This is a genomic window from Bradyrhizobium sp. 2S1, from assembly GCF_011516625.5.
Classification (GTDB): Bacteria; Pseudomonadota; Alphaproteobacteria; order Rhizobiales; family Xanthobacteraceae; genus Bradyrhizobium; species Bradyrhizobium septentrionale.
The window spans coordinates 3,960,020-3,978,298 of the sequence record NZ_CP147717.1 but is presented as its reverse complement, the minus strand read 5'-3'; the positions used below and the strand labels follow the sequence as shown (position 1 = coordinate 3,978,298).

General features: G+C 62.7%; 17 protein-coding genes. 4 read left to right on the top strand and 13 right to left on the bottom strand.

Features of this window, described 5'->3' with window-relative positions; all coding sequences use genetic code 11:
- Positions 1-260: 260 nt before the first annotated feature.
- From HAP54_RS18800 to HAP54_RS18770, 7 genes are all read right to left on the bottom strand, one after another.
- Positions 261-683 (bottom strand): hypothetical protein, encoded by a 423-nt coding sequence (locus HAP54_RS18800; RefSeq protein WP_224741873.1) that lies wholly within the window; start codon positions 681-683, stop codon positions 261-263.
- 29 nt (positions 684-712) lie between these two features.
- Positions 713-1,645, bottom strand: a complete 933-nt coding sequence (locus HAP54_RS18795) for a DUF2950 domain-containing protein (RefSeq protein WP_224741874.1) — start codon at positions 1,643-1,645, stop codon at positions 713-715.
- Positions 1,642-3,375 (bottom strand): DUF3300 domain-containing protein, encoded by a 1,734-nt coding sequence (locus tag HAP54_RS18790; RefSeq protein WP_166302604.1) that lies wholly within the window; start codon positions 3,373-3,375, stop codon positions 1,642-1,644. Before HAP54_RS18790 ends, HAP54_RS18795 begins: the two co-directional genes overlap by 4 nt.
- Before the next feature lie 82 nt (positions 3,376-3,457).
- On the bottom strand, positions 3,458-4,756 hold the full coding sequence (locus tag HAP54_RS18785; RefSeq protein ID WP_175619450.1) for a TAXI family TRAP transporter solute-binding subunit: 1,299 nt from the start codon (positions 4,754-4,756) through the stop codon (positions 3,458-3,460).
- Between the two features lie 120 nt (positions 4,757-4,876).
- Positions 4,877-5,290 (bottom strand): hypothetical protein, encoded by a 414-nt coding sequence (locus HAP54_RS18780; protein WP_224741875.1) that lies wholly within the window; start codon positions 5,288-5,290, stop codon positions 4,877-4,879.
- A gap of 24 nt (positions 5,291-5,314) precedes the next feature.
- Positions 5,315-6,547 carry an HlyD family secretion protein gene (locus tag HAP54_RS18775; protein ID WP_166302602.1) on the bottom strand — a complete coding sequence of 411 codons (1,233 nt, stop codon included), beginning with the start codon at positions 6,545-6,547 and terminating at the stop codon, positions 5,315-5,317.
- On the bottom strand, positions 6,540-6,983 hold the full coding sequence (locus HAP54_RS18770) for a hypothetical protein (protein ID WP_175619449.1): 444 nt from the start codon (positions 6,981-6,983) through the stop codon (positions 6,540-6,542). The genes HAP54_RS18775 and HAP54_RS18770 overlap by 8 nt, the downstream gene beginning before the upstream one ends.
- A 155-nt stretch (positions 6,984-7,138) precedes the next feature.
- Here HAP54_RS18770 and HAP54_RS18765 point away from each other — a divergent pair, with 155 nt between their 5' ends.
- Positions 7,139-7,591, top strand: coding sequence for a hypothetical protein (locus HAP54_RS18765; protein ID WP_166302599.1), 453 nt, complete (start codon positions 7,139-7,141; stop codon positions 7,589-7,591).
- A 25-nt stretch (positions 7,592-7,616) separates the two neighbouring features.
- A complete protein-coding gene (gene ppk2, locus HAP54_RS18760) occupies positions 7,617-8,417 on the top strand; it encodes a polyphosphate kinase 2 (protein WP_166302597.1) in 801 nt (266 codons plus the stop codon).
- Between the two features lie 42 nt (positions 8,418-8,459).
- Here the strand turns inward: ppk2 and HAP54_RS18755 are convergent, their stop codons facing one another.
- The 3 genes from HAP54_RS18755 to HAP54_RS18745 all read right to left on the bottom strand — a co-directional run bounded on the left by HAP54_RS18755 (position 8,460) and on the right by HAP54_RS18745 (position 13,570).
- On the bottom strand, positions 8,460-8,894 hold the full coding sequence (locus HAP54_RS18755; RefSeq protein WP_166302594.1) for a hypothetical protein: 435 nt from the start codon (positions 8,892-8,894) through the stop codon (positions 8,460-8,462).
- 34 nt (positions 8,895-8,928) lie between these two features.
- Positions 8,929-11,679: a decarboxylase gene (locus tag HAP54_RS18750; RefSeq protein WP_166302591.1), complete on the bottom strand. Its 2,751-nt coding sequence runs from the start codon at positions 11,677-11,679 to the stop codon at positions 8,929-8,931.
- A 196-nt stretch (positions 11,680-11,875) separates the two neighbouring features.
- Positions 11,876-13,570 (bottom strand): SulP family inorganic anion transporter, encoded by a 1,695-nt coding sequence (locus HAP54_RS18745; RefSeq protein ID WP_166302588.1) that lies wholly within the window; start codon positions 13,568-13,570, stop codon positions 11,876-11,878.
- Positions 13,571-13,720: 150 nt separating this feature from the next.
- Between HAP54_RS18745 and HAP54_RS18740 the strand changes: the two genes are divergently transcribed.
- Positions 13,721-14,608, top strand: coding sequence for an alpha/beta hydrolase family protein (locus HAP54_RS18740; RefSeq protein WP_166302585.1), 888 nt, complete (start codon positions 13,721-13,723; stop codon positions 14,606-14,608).
- Positions 14,609-14,657: 49 nt separating this feature from the next.
- Positions 14,658-15,212 carry an invasion associated locus B family protein gene (locus tag HAP54_RS18735; protein WP_248114484.1) on the top strand — a complete coding sequence of 185 codons (555 nt, stop codon included), beginning with the start codon at positions 14,658-14,660 and terminating at the stop codon, positions 15,210-15,212.
- A gap of 16 nt (positions 15,213-15,228) precedes the next feature.
- Here HAP54_RS18735 and HAP54_RS18730 read toward each other — a convergent pair whose 3' ends face one another.
- The 3 genes from HAP54_RS18730 to HAP54_RS18720 form a co-directional block, all read right to left on the bottom strand.
- Positions 15,229-15,576 carry a response regulator transcription factor gene (locus HAP54_RS18730; RefSeq protein ID WP_312022829.1) on the bottom strand — a complete coding sequence of 116 codons (348 nt, stop codon included), beginning with the start codon at positions 15,574-15,576 and terminating at the stop codon, positions 15,229-15,231.
- Between the two features lie 216 nt (positions 15,577-15,792).
- Complete coding sequence (locus tag HAP54_RS18725; RefSeq protein ID WP_166302576.1) at positions 15,793-16,425, bottom strand: response regulator transcription factor; 633 nt, start codon at positions 16,423-16,425, stop codon at positions 15,793-15,795.
- A gap of 83 nt (positions 16,426-16,508) precedes the next feature.
- Positions 16,509-18,257, bottom strand: a complete 1,749-nt coding sequence (locus HAP54_RS18720; RefSeq protein ID WP_175619448.1) for an ABC transporter substrate binding protein — start codon at positions 18,255-18,257, stop codon at positions 16,509-16,511.
- Positions 18,258-18,279: the final 22 nt, after the last annotated feature.

Here is an 18,279-nt window from a genome sequence, read left to right as displayed (position 1 = left end):
GTGGAAGAGGCTTTCATATACGTGTTTGCAAACGAACGCCACTCCCTGGCGCCTGTGAGGCCGGCTCGTCGGCAGGGATGCCGATGCTGCGGGGAACGGATCTCCCCTCACGCGCTCGGATTCGAACGATCGGAAACAGTGGAGAACAGTGCAGCGGCGGTTTCAAACCAATCGTGGCTCGCCCGAGTTAGCAGGGCGACGCCGGAGTGCTTTCGCTTTTCCAGGCCTATCGTCAGCGACAGGCCGAATACAGCTTGAGTTCACCGCAGCGAAATGGTGAGCCCGCCGAGGTTTGCGGCAAATTCCAGTCCTGCTTTCGGCCCTTTGAGCGTAAGCAGAACACCGCGTTCATTTCGCATACTCACGCCGCCCACGCCGGCAGCCCATGCGCCACCTCCCCCGACCAGCGTATAGCTGCCGGCGAAATCGTTGACCTCCCTGATGCCAGAGGCGGAGCCTTCCAGCCAGTTCACCGACGCGCCCGCGCTTAAGCCGAGGCTGAAGCCGGACACGATGAACCGATAGTGCCGCCCACGGTAGGTGAGCGTGCCGCTCCCGCCGCCACCACCCAAGACGAGAGCCGCCTTCACGAACTTGACCTGGACATGGCCGGTCGCCTGTGCGGAGCATGGCGTGACCGACAGGACCATCGCCGCAAGCGCCAGTATGACGGGACGGATCATGGATCGCATCGCTGCGGCCCCCTCTGAGCTCAGGGATTTGTAAGGTCGATCTTCTTCCAGGTGTGATCCGGATCGAAAACGATCATGCGCGAGGCGAGGAAATCGGTGCGTGAGCCGAGATCCTTTTGATAGACAGTGCCTGCGTGGTTGACCAGGAACGTCATGACGCCGGAATTGGCGTATTCGGCGGGATAGGCGACCAGTGCAAATCCACCGATCATCTTGCCCTTCACGACATAGTTCAGCGCGCCGCCCGGGGCGTCGGAGCCCTGCGCTTTCAGGATCCGATAGTAGTATCCGTGATACGGCGCGCTCTGCTCGCCGACCTTGTAGCCCTCCGCCGCGGCCTGGGCCGCCAGCTCACCGAGCGGACTCGGGTCCTTGTCGTCGCGCCAGAACAATCCGTCGGTCTTGCCTGGCCTGCTGACGATGCGCTGGGCATAGGCGCCCACACCCTCGCCGCGATCCTTCTCGGCATATTCATTCTGAGCGTCGACATAGGCGAGACAGGTCTGGATCGCGGCAAGTTCGTTATTGCCAATCCTGCGGTAGAGGATTTCGCGACGTCCCGCAGCCGCGTCAAAGCTCCAGCCGTCACGGTTGTTGACGAGGGGAATCGGGAACGGGAAGTCGTCGGGCCCCAGAATCAGGGTGGCCTTCTTATTGTCGTCGGCCTTGATCGAATGCTTGGCGTCGTAGGCCGAAAGGAAGCGCTGTCGCGCATTGGCGTCGGCGACATCGTCGCCCGACTCAATGATATCGGCTGCATCGCGGCCCAGCACCTTCAGCACGGCCCGGCTGGTGCCGGTCTTGACGGCGGTCGCCAAGGCGGACGCTGCGTCTTCGGGATTGGGGAAGCCCTGCTGGGCGCGAGCCGGAGACAGCAGCAGAGCGAGTGCTGCTGCCGCAGCGATGCTGACGGAAGCAATGCGATTCAATCGCAAGGACGAAAAGCCTGTCATCGTGATGCCTCCGACCGAGATGGAATCTTCGCACCAGTGGCACGCCATTCGTCGTAGCTGCGAAGCTTGAGACCGAGCCTGTCGTAATAGACCCTGAGATAGCCGTCGGCGCCGCGCGTCACCGCCGCTGGCATGACGTGCTCGACTTCCTGCGCCATCACGCCGACATAGGATTTGCTGCTGCCGAGATAGCTGAAGCGGTAATAGCCGAGGCCGTTGGCGAGATATCCAAGCAGTTCGATATCGTGCTTGAGCGCGATGTCGGAACGCCGTCCGCCGCCACCGCCGCCGCGGAAGCCGCCGCCTCCTCCACCACCACGGAAGCCGCCTCCGCCGCCGCCCTGGAATCCACCGCCCCCACGACCGGCGAAGCTTGCTCCGCCGCCGCCGCGCGGCATGCTGGCCATGCTCGATCGCCCCCGCGCCGATGCCGCCGCAGCTGCCCGTCCGGACGACACGTTCATGGCGCCGCCGCGATTGCCGCCGCCACCGCGATTGGCCGCAGCTGCGCGGTTACCGGCATTGCCGCGGTTGGCGGCCTTTGCGCGATCGCCGCTCCCCTTTGCTCCGGCTCGATCGCCGCCACCCTTTGCTCCAGCTCGATCGCCGCCGCCCTTTGCACGATCTGAAGCACCTGCGCGATCACCGCCGCCGGGCCGATCGCGCGTGCCGGCACGATCTCCGCCGCGGTCACCACCACGGTCACCCGCACGATCCGCCGCACGATCTCCTGCTCGGTCGCCCGCCCGATCTCCGGCGCCCTGGTCAGGACGCAGCACTTGCTGTCCGTCACGGCCGCGGAAATCCATCCGGTCCGAGACGCCGGCCTTCACATTGTTGCCGCCGAACCGCTGCTGGACGTTGGTGTTGCTGTAGCGGACGCCCTGGCGATGCGCCGGGTTGTGCTGCCAGCTGTTGCCGATGTTGTTCACCCGGTTGTAGTGGTTGACGTAGACGTTGCGGTTGCCCCAGTTGCACCCGCCGCCCCAGTAGTTGCCCCAACGGCCGATTGCCCATCCCGCGCCGAACGCCAGGCCGGTCGCGATGACGCCCGCGCCGATATAGGACGGATACCCGAAGTAGTCAGGCGGATATTCCGCGTATGGCCAGGTGCCGTAGACTGTAGCCGGTTCATAATAGGGCACGTACATCGTATTTGGATCTGCCGACTCGATCACGACCACCTGCTTGTTCTCTTGTGTTTGAACGCTGACCTTCTGCTGCTTGGTCGTCACCAGCTTCTTGTTGTCATAGGCCTTCGAGCGCAACCGCTGAATCGCATCCATCACATCCGGTTGTTGCGCGAGCACCGCATCGCCCAGATTTTTGGTCCAATCGATCTTTTCGCTCATCATCGAAATAACGTCGGGCGTGCTCGCAAGCGCCTTCACGCTGTCGTCCCAGGCCTGCTTCTCGACCTCCGTCTTCAACGCATCGCCTTTTAGATTCTTGCGCTCCTTCAGCCAGCGATCGGCCTGCACAATTTCCAGCGGGTATGTCGACGCCGCCAGCACGTTGGCCAGCAGCTCGTCGGGATAGAGCGCAATCGGCGCGACCAGCGCTTCGAGCTGCTCGGGCTTCAACAACTTGTCAGCCGGCTGCGTTGTCGGCGCAGCTGCCTGTGGCTGACTACTCTGCGCAGGCGGCTTGTCGGCGGTTTGCGCCACCGCAGCGACGGGGATGGCTGATACCAGCGCAATCGCAACCAGAGTCTTGCCCCAACGGAACATCGCGACCTCCATCGACACCGACGGTCGACAGCATCGGTCACGGCCGCGTCCCTCCTTTGATCGAGATCAAGGAAAGCGTCGCTCAGCTTCCGGCCGGGCCCGGCTGCTGCGATGCAAGATAGGCACGGCGATCATGGATCAGGTTCTCGAGCCGATGGGCTGCAACGTTCACCGCGGTGACGGCACGCTCGGCCTGGTCGTCCGCGACCGGCTGCTTACGCTGCGTCCGCAGCACCTGGTCGATTTCGCGCTCGATCTCTTCCAGCTCCGGCATTTGCTCAGCCGCCCGGATCCGAGGCCCCGGCGTATAAAGCATGTCGAGCGCCTCCTGTCGGCTCTGGGTCTCGACCGGCCGGAGAAATTTCCAGGCCGCGGCGAGCACCGATGCGAGGCCGCCCGCGATCATCGGCGCCAGGAAAATCGCATTTCCCCATTGATCGAGAAAGCTCTCCCGGGTCCCCTCGTAGAATGCGGCGGCGCCCGGATGCACGGGGATGTGTGCATCTGCATCGGTGTCGGGCGTCGCGATCTGCGCCAGTCCCGGCAACTCAGCGAGCAAATCGTGGCGCGCGGTCATGATCGACTGGGTCAAGTCGCCAATCAGGTCGTTGCCAAGCTTCTTCTGCGCCACCAGGTAGAATGAGGTCCGCAGCGTCGTCAGGTCGTCGGGGGGAATTGGTGGCGAGCCCCGCAATGTTCCCTTGGGCACGTCGAAGCTTTCGTAGGCCCGCTCCCTTTCGGCGATCGCGCCCGCCGACTCGATGGCAATCATCAGGGGGCCGGTTCGCGCGGTGTGCGGGAGAACGCCGCGCAGCAGGGACAGATATTTCTCGGTCAGAGGCATCACGACCAGGATGGCGCGGACCTCCTTGGCCTCCAGCGCCCGGCGCGCGTCCGAGGGCAACAGCGGCTTGAACGTCACGCCCGCGCGCGCGAGATCGTATTCGTCCGACAACACCTTGATCAGCTTCTGATTGGCCTCGAACCCGATCACGCCGAGCGTGGCGCGCTTCAGCTCCGTCACGTCAGATATCGAAGTACCGGGCGGAGCAATGATCAGTGCGACGGCGTGGGCCAGCACGATCACGACCTGGGCCTGCGACAGGTCGCCGACATCGCCGCGCACCACCGCGAGATCGACCTTTCCGGACGCGAACGCAGCGGCAGACTCGAGCGGCCCCGTGGTCTGGACCAAGCGCAGCCGGACCGTCGCCTTCGACTCCGTGAGCTTGCCCGCGATCGCCGAAATGAGCTTGTTCGCTTCGCCATCGAGCGAACCGACGGCGACGGTGAGCGTTGTCGGCCGAAGATACCAGCGATAGGCCAACAAGCTGGCGCCCCCGAGCATCAGAACGAGCCCGGCCACCAGGGCGATGCGCAACGACCTTGGTAAACTGCGAGGATCCACGGAGCGTCACTCGGTCAATCCGGCGTTGACCGGATTCTGCTTCACAACGCTCAATATATCGGGCCGCAGAAATTGGTCAAAGGCTGCATTCCGCTAGAGCTTGCAACGATGATAGGAAACCTGCATCCCCTCGACGCCCGGAAACTCGCGCGTGATGGTGTCGTCGTCGACAACCTTGAGGAAGAACTGCACGTTGGACACCATGATCCCCGAAGCGCAACTCACAATGATATTGAGGTCCTTGCCATCATCCTTGTGCGACTTGATCTTGCAGTTCTCGAACTTGCCCCTGAGGCGATCGGACTCGGCGATGAACCCGCCGCCATAGATCCCGGAGAAATTCGTGAATGTGACCTGGTTCGCCCTGCCCTTGCGGGCGAACACCTTGCCGCATTGGTCCGCACTGGTGGCCCAGGCGCCGGCGAGATCGAACGCGTGCGCGGAGTCCGGCAATCCGAGGATCATGCCCACCACCACGATTGCGCGAAGGTTGCCGTCCGGTTTCATCTGCCGTCTCCCTGTTCGCGCCCGTCAGTGACCACTCAAGACCAGCGTCTGGATCGGCAGCAGCAGCGCCTGGATCCGAAGCAGCAATGCATGAACGAGCGCGGTCGCGTCGACGACGTGCAGGGCAAAACCCTTCAAGGCGCCGGTTTTCGGATCGGCGATCACGTCATGGTTGCTGGTGTAGGCATTGACGATGCAACTGCTGCCCGGTGTCACGCCGTCAAGGCCGCCCTTGTAGAGCGGCTCAAGGAACACGAGGATCGAGCCGGGCTTTTGCAGGCTCTGCGGGTCGATCAACAGCTCGGTGGCCCGAAACTGGCCGGCGGCGATGAAATCCTGCACGCTGGTGACGACCAGCGGAATGATCACCCAGGGCTTCGACATACACGCGGCTTCCGCGACCATGCCGGGCTTCATGACCTGCGCCTCGATCTGCCCGAACCCCGCCTGCAAACTGTTCCGGCCGGCTTGGTCGGGTATCAGGATTCCGGCCGGCCGCATGATCTGGGCCACAAGATCTCCGGGGCGAACGAGGAATTGCTCGACGCGGCCATCGACGCCGGCACGGATGAAAGTCTTGTCGAGATCCACTTGCGCCTGCGCCTGCGCGGCCTCGGCACTTGCCTTCTCGGCCGGCAGAAGCGTAGTGACGCGCAACGTCGCCGATTGCTTGACGGCGCTAGCGGCATCGACGCCGGACTGCCGCTGATCAACCAGCACCTGCAGCTTCTCGATGTCGCGTTGCGGCACAATGCCGGGATTGCGGCGTTGCAATTCGCTCTTCACATCAAGCTCGTCCTTGGCTTGCTGCAAGGAGGCTTTCGCCTCCCCGATCTGAGCGTCCGCCTTGACGACATCGGCCTGCGCCGAGATCAGCGACGCATCCACCTCGGCGATCTTTCGCCTGGCTGTCTCGAGCGCAGCTTCTTGCCTCGAACTATCGAGCCGGAACAGGACGTCCCCCTTCTTCACCGATTCCGTGAAGCCGACATTGACCTCGACGACGCGGCCGGAGCCCTCGGGCAGGATCGGCACGGTCCTGAAGTAGATCGCCGCGGAGGTCGTCGAGGGATGAAAGTAGAAGATCATCGTGATCAGCGAGATCGTGAGCATCAGGCAGCCGGTGATACCCCACCTCAATTCGTACCAGACGGAGAAGAACGTGATCTCCTTGCCGAACCGCTTGCCTTGCCGATAGCGGCGGTAGAGGTAATCCGGCAGGATCGTCACCAGCGAGCAGATCATCAGCTCAAGCATGGTTGTGCACCTCTTGCTTCGCGGGCGTCCGGACGTCGGGACTGCCGCCAGATACGGATTCGGCTTCCGGTTCGGCAGCGGGCGCGCCCGGCGTAGCGTCGGCAATGCGCTCGACGGAATCGGCAATGCTGCGCATCGGCGTGCCGAAATCCGGCAGGTCGATGAGTGCCAGCAGCAGGCCGGCGACCCAGAAGATATGCATGTGGGTGAAAAGCGATATCAGGCCGAGGACGGCGACGATCTCAAACTGCAGCTTCTGCGACTTGTGCGCCATGCGCTCCGGCAGGCTGTGCAGCTTCCAGTAGAGGGTACCAACCCAGAAGACTGTAGCTACAAGGAAAATGCCCATCACCACCATCAGGGTGTCCGACCCGTCGACGCCGGGAATGAAGAACGGCAGATGATGGGGAGCTGCCGGATGCATCTGTTCGCTCAAATTTCATCTCCCGTCCGGGCGCCTGGCGCTTCGCAGCCGTGCCTCGCACCGTGCCTTTCTTCCGTGCGGCTTGCTTGATTTGGATCAAAGAAGACGGTCGGCTTGCTCCTACCGTTCTCGGGCAAGGCTCAAGATCGATCCCAGGAGTCCCGGCCATGCGAGACAAAATCGATGACCTGATCCCGAAGGCGCATGAAATCCAGAAGCAGGCGGCGTTCAAGGAAGCGGAGAAGGCCGAGGAACATGCCAAGCGTGCGGCTGCTGTGGAGGCCGAGAAGCGCGCCTTGATCGAGCGGTTGAGCAAGCCGTCCGGTCTCAGCGAAGACGAGAAAGTCAAACTGGCCTCGACAGTGATTCAGCGTGCGGTGCGCAACGGGCTGACCGAAGTGCAGGTCTATCGCTTCCCCAACACGCTGTGCACCGACAAGGGGCGGGCCATCAATCAGATGGAGGCGGGATGGGAGAAGACGCTGACAGGCATACCCAAGGAAATATACCAGCTCTGGGCGGACTATCTGCAACCGCGTGGCTACCGCATCCGCTACCAGGTCGTTGAATACCCCGGCGGCATGCCCGGCGACATCGGCATCGTCATTGCCTGGGGCTGACAGCTCAAACGATGGACGGGGATCGATGGCGAAGGAAAACTCCTCCGGAAAGATGAAGCGCAAGCAGTATGAGGAAGAGCTGCACAAGCTGCAGATACAGCTCTGCCATCTCCAGGAATGGGTGGTAGCGAACAAGCTCAGGGTCATCGTCCTGTTCGAGGGGCGCGATGCGGCCGGCAAGGGCGGAACCATCAAGGCCTTGACCGAGAAGGTCAGCCCGCGTGTATTTCGGGTGGTCGCCCTGCCCGCGCCATCCGATCGTGAGAAGTCCCAGCTCTTCATCCAGCGCTACATGCAGCAGTTCCCTGCCGCCGGCGAAATCGTCATCTTCGATCGCAGCTGGTACAATCGCGCTGGCGTCGAATATGTGATGGGATTCTGCACACCGGCGGAGCACAAGCGGTTTCTCTCGCTCTGTCCGCAGATGGAGCAGTACATCATCGAGGGCGGCATCATCCTGATCAAGCTGTGGCTCGAGGTCGGAATGGACGAGCAGGAACGCCGCTTCAGGGCCCGGATCGACGATCCGCTGCGGCAGTGGAAACTGAGCCCGATGGACACGGAGTCGTACCGGCGCTGGTACGACTACTCCCGGGCACGCGACCTGATGTTCAAGGCGACGAGCTCGAAGCACGCGCCCTGGCACATCATCCGCTCCGATGACAAGCGGCGGGCGCGACTGAACTGCATTTCGCACCTCCTGAAGACGATCCCCTACGGACGGGTGAAGCGCGACAAGGTGAAACTGCCCAGGCGCTCCGACAAAGGGCGCTACAACGATCAGGCCGGTCTGCGGGGAATGAAGTTCGTCGAGGAACGCTACTGAAAGACCAGGCCGCACCGGATGCGCGGCCTGGGCCCTTCCGGCCTATTTCAGGCGGATCGTGACACCCCCCACGGCGGCCGAGACTTCGGCGCCGACCTTCGGACCGCTGAGCTGCAGGATCACGCCATTGGCGTTCTGCAGCTGCACGCCTCCGGCGCCCGCGGCGATCGCACCTCCAGCGCCTGCGGCGCTGTAGGAACCTTCGATTGAGCCGGGCCCCCTCAGGTTGATCGCGCGCCCGACAAGCTTGGTGGTCGAGGCGCCGATCGTGAAGCCGACGCTCATGCCCGACACGGTGAACGGATAATGCTTGCCGCGCAGGGTCAATACGCCCTCGCCGCCTCCGACACCAACGATGAAGCCACCCTTGGTGAAGATGACGGCGACCGCGCCGGTTTCGGCCAGCGACGGCATGCCGAAGCCAGCCAATCCGATTGCCAGCGCGGCAAGAGCTCCAAGCAAATCCACTTTCCTCATGATTTCCCTCCAGGGATCGGTTGCGCTAACGGATCTATGATGCAGCCTTGAGCTTCGGCGCTGACGCCTTCGGCTTGCCCATCCTAGCGAGAGCCTCGGTCGTCACGAGCTTCAGGCCCTCGGCCGCGTCGTAGCCATGGATCTCCTTCACATCGAGCTTGCGCATAAAGTCGATCGTCTCCTGCGTGATGACCTGGCCAGGGACCATGATCGGGAAGCCCGGCGGATACGGGATCACGAAGCTCGCGGACACGAGAGCGGGCCCGTTCTTCAGGCGCCTGTCGATCTCGGGGTCGTTCAGGCGAATGTATTCGCATCCAGCGGGGTCATAGGCCGAATAGAACCCGCTGCGGATGTCGCCTTCGTTCGTCCTGGTGCCGGCATCGCCGCGATAGGTCTCGTGGAAATGCGAGAAGTTCGGCAGGTCGGGCACGTCCTTCATCAGGCTGTTGACCCGCACGTCGAAAGCGACCTTGGCGTTCGCTCCGCCTTTGGCCAAGGCCTGATCGATTTCACCGGAGATTTCGGCCAACACCCGGACAAGATGCGCGACATCGCTGCGCGTATTGTTGATGTTGGACTGGATCAGGACCGAGTTGCGCGACGTCTTGTTGACCTGGATGTTGTAGCGGTTGGCGAGCAGACCCTTGAACTGCGTTCCGTCGTACCCGGCCGTGCCGCAGACCAGCGTCATGCGGGTCGGATCGAGGCAGAACTCGTCGTCGTTCAGGCTCTTCAGGGCGCTCGCCCAGTTGGTACCGGCCGCCAGATAGTCGGTGAAGCCGCTCTGGCGATACTCCTTGGGGACCATCGCATCCGCACCCAGGACGCGGAAATACCGGGAAATCAGCGGATTGGTGTTGACCGCATTGCGGATGGCGAACGCGATCTCCATTGCATTGGCCACCAGTCCATAACCCTCGAGCTCCATCTGGCGGCGCGAGACGTCGAGGCTTGCGATCAGCTGCTGGTTCGGGCTGGTCGAAGCGTGCGTGAATACGGCCTCCTTGAACTGCGCTTCGACCGTGTGAAATTCGATGTCCTTGACGGACAGCATCGAGCCCTGCCGGATTGCCGACATCGACTTGTGCGTCGAGTTGGTCTGGTAGACCCGCAACCGGATCTGACGCGGATCGGGGATGAGCCGGGTCTTGAGCAGCACCTCCTCCGACGGGTTCTTGCCGAGTTCGGCCTGCTGCTTCTCGTAGGCCGCAACCGATTTGGGATCGCGCATCCAGGCTTCGATCTCGTTCGCCGCGCCCATCGCGGTTCGTCGCCTCAGGAATGGCGAGAACCGCGCGAAGCCGAACCAGGCCTCGTCCCAGAGGAAGATCAGGTCAGGCTTGATCGCGAGGCATTCCTCCATCACCCGCCGCGTGTTGTAGATGTGACCATCGAAGGTACAATTGGTCAGGTCGATCATCTTGACCCGGTCGAGCCGGCCATCCGCCTTCGCGTTCAGAAGCGCCTGCTTGATCGTCTTCAGCGGCACCGCGCCGTACATCGAGTATTCCGTCATCGGGAATGCCTCGACGTAGAGCGGCTGCGCGCCCGCCAGCACCATGCCGTAATGGTGCGACTTGTGGCAGTTGCGATCGACGATCGCGATGTCGCCGGGACCCAGCAGCGCCTGCACCGCCATCTTGTTGGAGGTCGAGGTACCGTTGGTCACGAAGTAGACGCGGTCGGCACCGAGTGCGCGCGCGGCCTTCTCCTGCGCCTTCTTGATGTTGCCGGTCGGCTCCAGCATGCTATCGAGGCCGCCGGTGGTGGCGCTGCTCTCGGCAAGGAACAGGTTCAGCCCGTAGAATTCGCCCATGTCGCGGATCCAGTCCGACTTGAACACGGACTTGCCGCGCGCGATCGGCAGCGCGTGGAAGGTGCCGATCGGCCGCTGCGCGTATTTCTTCAGATTGTCGAAAAACGGCGTGTCGAAGCGGTCCTGCACGCCTTCCAGAATTGAAAGGTGCAGTTCGAGGATATCCTCGACCGAGTAGAACACCCGTCGCACCACGTCGGCCTCAGGATTGCCGGCCAACTCCTCGACGTCGCGATTGGACATGAGGTAGAGATCAAGCTCGGGACGGATCCGCTTCAAGATATGGGCCAGCCGTAGCGCGGAAGCATCGGACTCTTCGTTGAGCCCCATGGCGCCAGTCATGGCACGAAGCACAGGCGCATCGTGGCGCGAGCGCAACCCGAAGCCTTCATTGATCACCACCGCCGCAATGTTGGGGTTCAGCATTGCCGCACAGAAGGCGTCCTCGAGACTGCCCACCATCACGGGCTCATAGATGAAGGCGTCGACCGGACGCCGCAGCCTGCGCCATTCCGCCAGGAGTCCCGGCCAGTTGCTGGCTGGCACCCCGGTCACGATCAGGGTCTCGAAGTAAGGACGGCGCGCCGCCGATTGTCCGAGAGTTGGCGGGAGCAAATCGGGAACGTCACCATTGCCCTCGTCCTGCGTGCTCCAGTCACTGCCATGCTGGCGGAAGGATTTTGTCTGAAGTGCCTGCGCGATCCGCGTCGAAAGCATATGCGAGGTGGCGGCATCGCCCGCCGCCGCGGCTTCCTTCAGCGCCGCCATCAAACGAAGGCCCGGGTAGCCGTGAAACTCCTCGGTGACCGCAAGCGCCGACAGCGCCTTGTCGTACGGCGCACGGTCACCGCCCCGGCTCCACGCCTTTGCCGCCTCGACCAGATCTCGCCAATTGTCGGCGCGTCCGCCGGGTCCGGAGAAGAATTGGTCGATACGCTGCTGGGCCTGCTTCGCGTCGTTGGCCATGAATGTCTCCCGATCTTAGCGGTGTTCCGATCTTGACGGTGTTCCCCGTCCGAGCGTACGAACCGCGCACACCGCCCCCTTTGATCCAAGTCAATCCGCAGCGGTTGAGACAAACCTTGTCGCCACCGAGCGATCGCGACGTCTTGCGATGCAACAAGGCTCGAATGTTAGGGAACGGTCCGCGGGACAGCGCACGTCAGTCGTTTGCCTGCGGCTTCCTGCTGCTCAATACGCTGTCGAGCGTCCGCATCCAGTCGCCGCTGTCGGTCTTGTCGGCGAGACCATCCGCCTGAAGCAGATCCCGCAACTGCGCGTGCGCGCCGACGATGCAGAATTTGATGCCGCGCGAGGCGAGTTCCTGGTGCAGATCGTGTAGCATGCGCGACCCCGCCAGGTCGATGAACGGCGAGGCCGACAGGTCGCAGGCCACCAGCTTGACGTCGGGGGACGTCTGCAGTGCAGCCAGCACAGTTTCGAAAATCGTCTCGGCATTGACATAAAGCAGCGAGGTTTCCGGGCGGAAGGCGATGATCCCGGTCAGCGGTTCCACGTCGTCATGGCGCGCCCGGTCGGAATAGCGGCCGCTGCCAGGAAGGCGGCCAAGAAATGCGACATTGGGCTGCGACGCACGCAACAGCAGCAGGAAGATAGAGGCGGCGGCCGCCAGCAGTACGCCCTGCAGGATCCCGAGGAACAGCACGGAGACGAGCGCGATGACCGCCGCATAGAAGTCGATCCGGCTGATCCGCCACATTCGGGCAAGCGCCGGAATATCGACCAATTTGTAGACGGCCGAAAAGACGATCGCGGCAAGCACGGTCTTCGGCAGATTGGTCAGGAGACCCGTGAAAAACAGCAGGCAGAGCGCAAGGGTTGCCGAACAGAACACGAGAGCCAGCGGCGTTCGCGCGCCGGCTGCGTCATTCACGGCCGACTGCGACAGCCCGCCGGCGACGGGATAGCCATGCCCGAAGGCTGCGGCGAGATTGGCCGCGCCGAGCCCCAGAAACTCCTGCCGGACATCCAGTGCATAGCCGTGCTTTGCCGCGAAGCTTCGCGCCGCGGACACGCCCTCTACGTAAGCCAGCACGAGACATCCGGCGGCGATGGGAAACAGATCGTCAAATTCGAGCAGGCCGAACGTCGGTACCGCAAGGGTCGGCAATCCGGTCGGGATCTTTCCGGTCACGGGCAATCCCATTTCCGCAAGCCCAAGGACGGAGACCGTGAGGATCGACAGCGCGACCACGGCGAGACCAACAGGCTTTCCGGGCAGCCTGCGCTCGCCGAGCAGGAGCAGCACGGTCGCAGCCACACCAATGCCGAGCACCAGCGGCCTGGTATCGCCCAACTGGCCGGCAAGCTTGATCGCACGGTCGAAAAAATTGTGGCCGCCGCCTGCCACGCCGAACAGGCTCGGCAGCTGGCTCATGATGATGGTGAGCCCTGCCCCGGCCTTGAAGCCCACCAGAATGCTGTCGCTGATCAACCGCACCAGCAGGCTGAGCCTGAACAGCCAGGCAATCAGGCAGAGCAGCGCCACGCTGAAGGCAACGAGGCTGACGATCTGCCCGTAACGTGTGGCGTCGCCGCCGGCCAGCACGCCGACGGCGCCGGCGATCATCAGCGAGATCGCCGAGGTCGGTCCCACCGCGAGTTGCCGCGACGAGCCGAGCAAGGCGTAACCCACGCCGCCAAGCAGGTAACCGTAGACGCCGACCTGCGGCGGCAGCCCGGCGAGCCCGGCATAGGCCAGCGACACCGGGATCGCGTAGGCGGCCAGCGTGACCCCGGCGATTGCGTCCGCACCAAGCCAGGATGCGCGATAGTCGGCAAGCCAACTCGCCGGCGGAAACCGTCGGACCCAACTCGTCTCGCTCAGGATTGACATCAAGCCCGCCGTATCAAGCCGCATTGGACGCATGTGGTTGCGCCGGGGCGGACCGATCCACGTTGATTCAGATCAAGCGTCGCCCTCGCAGATCAGCACTAGGATTGCCATGACCTGCACATTTGTCCGCGGACCGCCGGAGGGCATGACATGCGTCAGCACGGCTTACGAGCCCTCGCAGCTGCAACACTTCTGTTGCTCGGTCTGGCCACCCCGGCACGCGCCGACGACAACGGCGCGCCCCAGCGCATCCAGGAAGAAATCTGGGCCTTGCCGCTCCCGCTACCCATGTTCGCTTATCTGGTTCGACCGCTCGGCGACGGCCCCTTCCCGCTGGTCATCATGAACCACGGCGTGTCGCTGAACGCCCGGGATCGCAGCTTCTTCCCGCTGGTCGAATTTCGCGACGCCGCAATGTGGTTTGCACGGCGCGGTTATCTCGTGGTCGCGCCCGTCGGCACCGGCTATGGCGCAGCGGCCATCGATATTCCCGAACGCGGTCTTTATGGCCCGTTCTTCTCCAAGATCGGGAAATGCACCAATCCCAATTTCCTCGATCCCGGCCTCGCCGTCGCGCAGGTCGATCTCTGGATCATTGACTACATGGCCGCCGAAAAACGCACCCTGCCGGACGGCGTCATCGTCGTCGGGCAGTCGGCCGGCGGCTGGGCCGCGATCGCCCTGTCGAGCCTCAACCCGCCGCAGGTCAAGGCCATCATCACCTTCGCGGCAGGCCGCGGCGGCCGCGTCGATGGCAAGCCCAACAACAATTGTGGCCCGGACAAACTGGTCGAAGCGACCGGCGTGTTCGGCCACACGTCGCGGGTGCCCATGCTGTGGCTCTACATCGAGAACGACACATTCTTCGGCCCGGCCCTGTCGAAGCGAATGTACGAGGCTTTCACGCGCGCCGGCGGCAAGGCCGAGTACCATCTACTGCCGCCGTTCGGCGACGAAGGACATTTCCTGATCGGCTCTCCCGATTCCATTCCCACCTGGTCGCCATTGGTCGAGCGATTTCTGGACAAGGTTCGCTAGGCGCAATCTCGCTGGAGGAGTACCCATGGTCCGATATGGTCCCTTGGCGATGTCGGTGCTGTTTGCGGTCAGCATCGGTGCTTCGCACGGCCAACAGACGCCCTCGCCGCCCGCCGCGGTCAAGGACGGCGCCGAGGTAGCCCCGCGGGGGGCACGCGCGGCGCGGGACGTCAAGTATGGCGAATGGCGAAAGGTCTGCTTCACCGCCGCCGGCGCCAGGACACTATGCCGAACGACGATCACCGGCACCCTCGGGACCGGCCAGACGGCCGTTCGCGTCGATCTGATCGAGCGCGAAGACGGGACCTCCCGCCTCCAGCTATTCCTGCCGGTCGGGATGTACCTGCAAGCCGGCGTCAAGCTGTCGGTCGACCAACAGAAGGTCCATCGCCTGCCCTATACCTGGTGCGTGACCAACATGTGCATCGCGGCCGATGTTGCCGATCCCAAGCTGCTCGAGGAAATGGATGGCGGAAAGGCGCTCTCGGTCGACGTCGTCGACACCAGCATTTTGACGGTGACGACGTCGGTGCCGCTCGACCGCTTTGCAACTGTCCGCAAGGGAGCACCCGCACTGACGCTCGACCAAGCCATTGACGAATGATTGAGACCCGCGATCGCTAGACTGCGCCCGCCAACAATTGTTCGATCGGCTGCATCAGCGATTTTGCCGTGAACGGCTTGGTCAGATAGGCCACGCAGCCCGATGCCATTGCGGCCATCCGTGTCGCCGGGTTGTCATTTCCGGTGATGTAGATGACCGGGACGTCGATGCCCTGATCCGCCAGGCGGTGCCGCAGTTCGATCCCTGAACCATCGCTGAGATTGATGTCCAGGATCAGACACAGCGCGCCATCGAAGCTGCCATCTCTCAGCAAGGCATTTCCGGTCTCGAATAATCTGGATGCAAATCCATATTCCCGCAGCAGCCGTCCGATTCCACGGAGCATGGAGGGGTTGTCATCCACGACGAAAACTAGTTTCGCGGTCGGCAAATCCTGCGGGCCTCTACCCTATCGAGAAGCAAAATCTCGACTTGTTGCCCAACGTCGGTGCCTGGACGAAGGACACATTGAAATCTCACCGGCGCGCGACATCGCCGTGGCCAATATCGGAGATACGCGCCGTCACAGAGCTTTCATATTGTACCATGGGACAGGAGGCCACAGCTGCCTCCGGGCGGATTAACCCTTAACTTCGCCATCAAGCTCGCGCATGCCGAGCCGCTCCGCGATCGAGACGAGCTCGGCAAGTGACTGCACCTGCATCTTCTCCATGACCTGGTGACGATGCGCCTTGATCGTGCGTTCCGTCGTGCCGAGTTCATAGCCGACCTGCTTGTTGATCCGACCGCGTACAATCAGATCGAACACCTGCCGCTCGCGTGGGGTCAACTTCGCCAGCAGCGCGCGGAGGGAGTCGAGCCTGGTCCGCTGGCTGCGGGCCAATTCGTGCCGCGCAACGGCGCGATTGATTGCCTCGATCAGCTGCTCTGATGCAATCGGCTTGGTCAGAAAATCCTCGGCTCCGGCCTTGATCGCCTGCACGGTCGTCGCTGTGTCCGCATGTCCGGTGAGGAATACGATCGGAAGCGTCGACTCCAGCTCGTTGAGACGGATCTGCAGCTCCGGACCGCTCATTCCGGGAATGCGCACGTCCAGCAGGATACAGCCGGCGTCTTCGTCGCTTGGCAATTGATCGAGCAGTTGCCGGGCCGATGCATACGTCGCCACACGGTAGCCGGCGAGCTTGAGCCTGCGCTCAAGTGCTGTGCGAAACAAGGCGTCGTCGTCGACAATATGCACGTAAGCGTGCATTACGCTCCCTCCTTCGCGACCGACGGCAAATCCTGCGTTCGTTAAATTAGCACTGCCTGCTGCCAAAGTAAGACCCAAACGCGCTATGCCGCCAGCGGCAATGAAAGATGGAAAACCGCTCCACCACCGGACTGGTTCTCGGCCCAGATCTGACCGCTATGCGCCAGAACGATGGTCCGCGCGATTGACAGGCCAATGCCCATTCCCTGCTCCTTTGTGGTGAAGAACGGATCGAAAATCTCGTTCAGCCTGTCCTGGGGAATTCCCGGACCGGAATCGCAGATCGAAATCACAGCCGACGCCCCTCCATTGACTTCGGTACGGCCGATGATCGTGCGTCCGTAGGGCATCCTGGCCATCGCGTCCATGCTGTTGACCACGAGGTTAAGAATGACCTGCTGCAACTGAACCGGATCACCTTCCACCAGCAGGGTCTGCGGCGACGTCTGCAGGTAGATCGCGACGTTGCGCGTCGAGGCCTGCAGCTTGAGGAAATCGAATGCCTCCCGCATGGTTTGGTTGAGGTCGATCTCCCTTTTCTCAAATGGCGCACGCTTCAGCAGGCTGCGCATCCGGCGGATCACCTCGCTCGCACGCAAATCATCGCGCTTGATGTCGGAAATGATCTCCCGCACCTCCTGGAGGTCGGGCGTCGGCGAACCGAGGATCAACTCCGCCGTCTCGGCATTGGTCAGGATCGAGCCAAGCGGCTGATTGAGCTCATGGGCTATCGAGGACGACAGCTCTCCGGCGGTCGCCTGCCGATTGCTGTGAGCAAGCTGGGACAGGCGATTGCGGGCCTCGACCTCGGCCTTTCGTCGCATGTACCGCTCGTGCAGCAGGAACGCGATCAGCATGGTCTGAAGCAGCAACGCCGCAGTGAACGCAACGGCCGGCCAGCGATATTTTTCCAGGAAGGTCGGCTCCTCGAAGCGGATTTCGCTGCCTTGCGGCAGACTGGCTTCGCTGACATTCCAGCGCTGCATCTGCCGCCAGTTGAGGATCGGCTTCACGGCATTGATGACCGACGGCGGCAGGTTTTCCGGCGCCTCTCCATCCAGGATCCGCAGCGCCCTATGTGCTGCTTCGGCACCGATCAAGGACGGTACGATCGTGAATCCGCCTATGCCACCCGGCTCGAGGAAGGTTTCCGCCGCGACCACGATGGGACGATTGGCCTTCGCCGCGACAAATGCGAGGGCATCCGAGGGCGGATAGTAGTTGCCCTTGCCGTCGCTATAGAGGCCCGTGTAGATGATCGCGCTGTGGTCGGGAAGCGCGGTAACCCGCTCGACGACCTCAGGCATCGGACGTCCGATAATCTCGATAATGTCGAGGCCCGGAATGCCGGCCGCAGCCTGGTCTTTCCAGTTGCGAAACAGAACTTGCCGTTCCCAATCCGCACCGACAAGCACAACGGTTTTGAGGTCTGGTACCACGGCGCGGGCGGCCGAGACGGCATCCTTGAACTTCAAGGTCACGATGCCGCCGGTGACATAGGCAGGCGGTCGCATTCGCTTGAAATCATTCTCTTCGACCAGCGCAAACACGATTGGCGTGTCGGGCCAAAGTTGCGGGCGCCAGCGGAGCACAAGCTCGAGCGCAGCCGCTCCAACGGCAACCACGACACCGATCGGTCGATCGCGATATTTCGTCTCGAGAAACCGCCGAAAGCCCTCCTGATAGGCCTCACCGCCGAAGCGATTGAGATCGAGACTTTCCGAGTAGATTGTCGTCGGAGCGTGACCGTGCGCGCTCACGGCATCCCGCAATCCAACAAAGACCTGATAGAAGAACGGGCCGCGTCGATCGGACTGGTCCAGCACCAGCATGGAATGCGGACGCATCTCTTGC

Coding starts and splice junctions, on each gene's coding strand:
- HAP54_RS18795 (WP_224741874.1), bottom strand. CDS start 1,645: ATGACAGGCTTTTCGTCCTTGCGATTGAATCGCATTGCTTCCGTCAGC.
- HAP54_RS18745 (WP_166302588.1), bottom strand. CDS start 13,570: ATGTCAATCCTGAGCGAGACGAGTTGGGTCCGACGGTTTCCGCCGGCG.
- HAP54_RS18775 (WP_166302602.1), bottom strand. CDS start 6,547: ATGCTTGAGCTGATGATCTGCTCGCTGGTGACGATCCTGCCGGATTAC.
- HAP54_RS18765 (WP_166302599.1), top strand. CDS start 7,139: ATGCGAGACAAAATCGATGACCTGATCCCGAAGGCGCATGAAATCCAG.
- HAP54_RS18720 (WP_175619448.1), bottom strand. CDS start 18,257: ATGCTGGTGCTGGACCAGTCCGATCGACGCGGCCCGTTCTTCTATCAG.
- HAP54_RS18755 (WP_166302594.1), bottom strand. CDS start 8,894: ATGAGGAAAGTGGATTTGCTTGGAGCTCTTGCCGCGCTGGCAATCGGA.
- HAP54_RS18725 (WP_166302576.1), bottom strand. CDS start 16,425: ATGCACGCTTACGTGCATATTGTCGACGACGACGCCTTGTTTCGCACA.
- ppk2 (WP_166302597.1), top strand. CDS start 7,617: ATGGCGAAGGAAAACTCCTCCGGAAAGATGAAGCGCAAGCAGTATGAG.
- HAP54_RS18790 (WP_166302604.1), bottom strand. CDS start 3,375: ATGTTCCGTTGGGGCAAGACTCTGGTTGCGATTGCGCTGGTATCAGCC.
- HAP54_RS18740 (WP_166302585.1), top strand. CDS start 13,721: ATGCGTCAGCACGGCTTACGAGCCCTCGCAGCTGCAACACTTCTGTTG.
- HAP54_RS18780 (WP_224741875.1), bottom strand. CDS start 5,290: ATGAAACCGGACGGCAACCTTCGCGCAATCGTGGTGGTGGGCATGATC.
- HAP54_RS18735 (WP_248114484.1), top strand. CDS start 14,658: ATGTCGGTGCTGTTTGCGGTCAGCATCGGTGCTTCGCACGGCCAACAG.
- HAP54_RS18800 (WP_224741873.1), bottom strand. CDS start 683: ATGATCCGTCCCGTCATACTGGCGCTTGCGGCGATGGTCCTGTCGGTC.
- HAP54_RS18750 (WP_166302591.1), bottom strand. CDS start 11,679: ATGGCCAACGACGCGAAGCAGGCCCAGCAGCGTATCGACCAATTCTTC.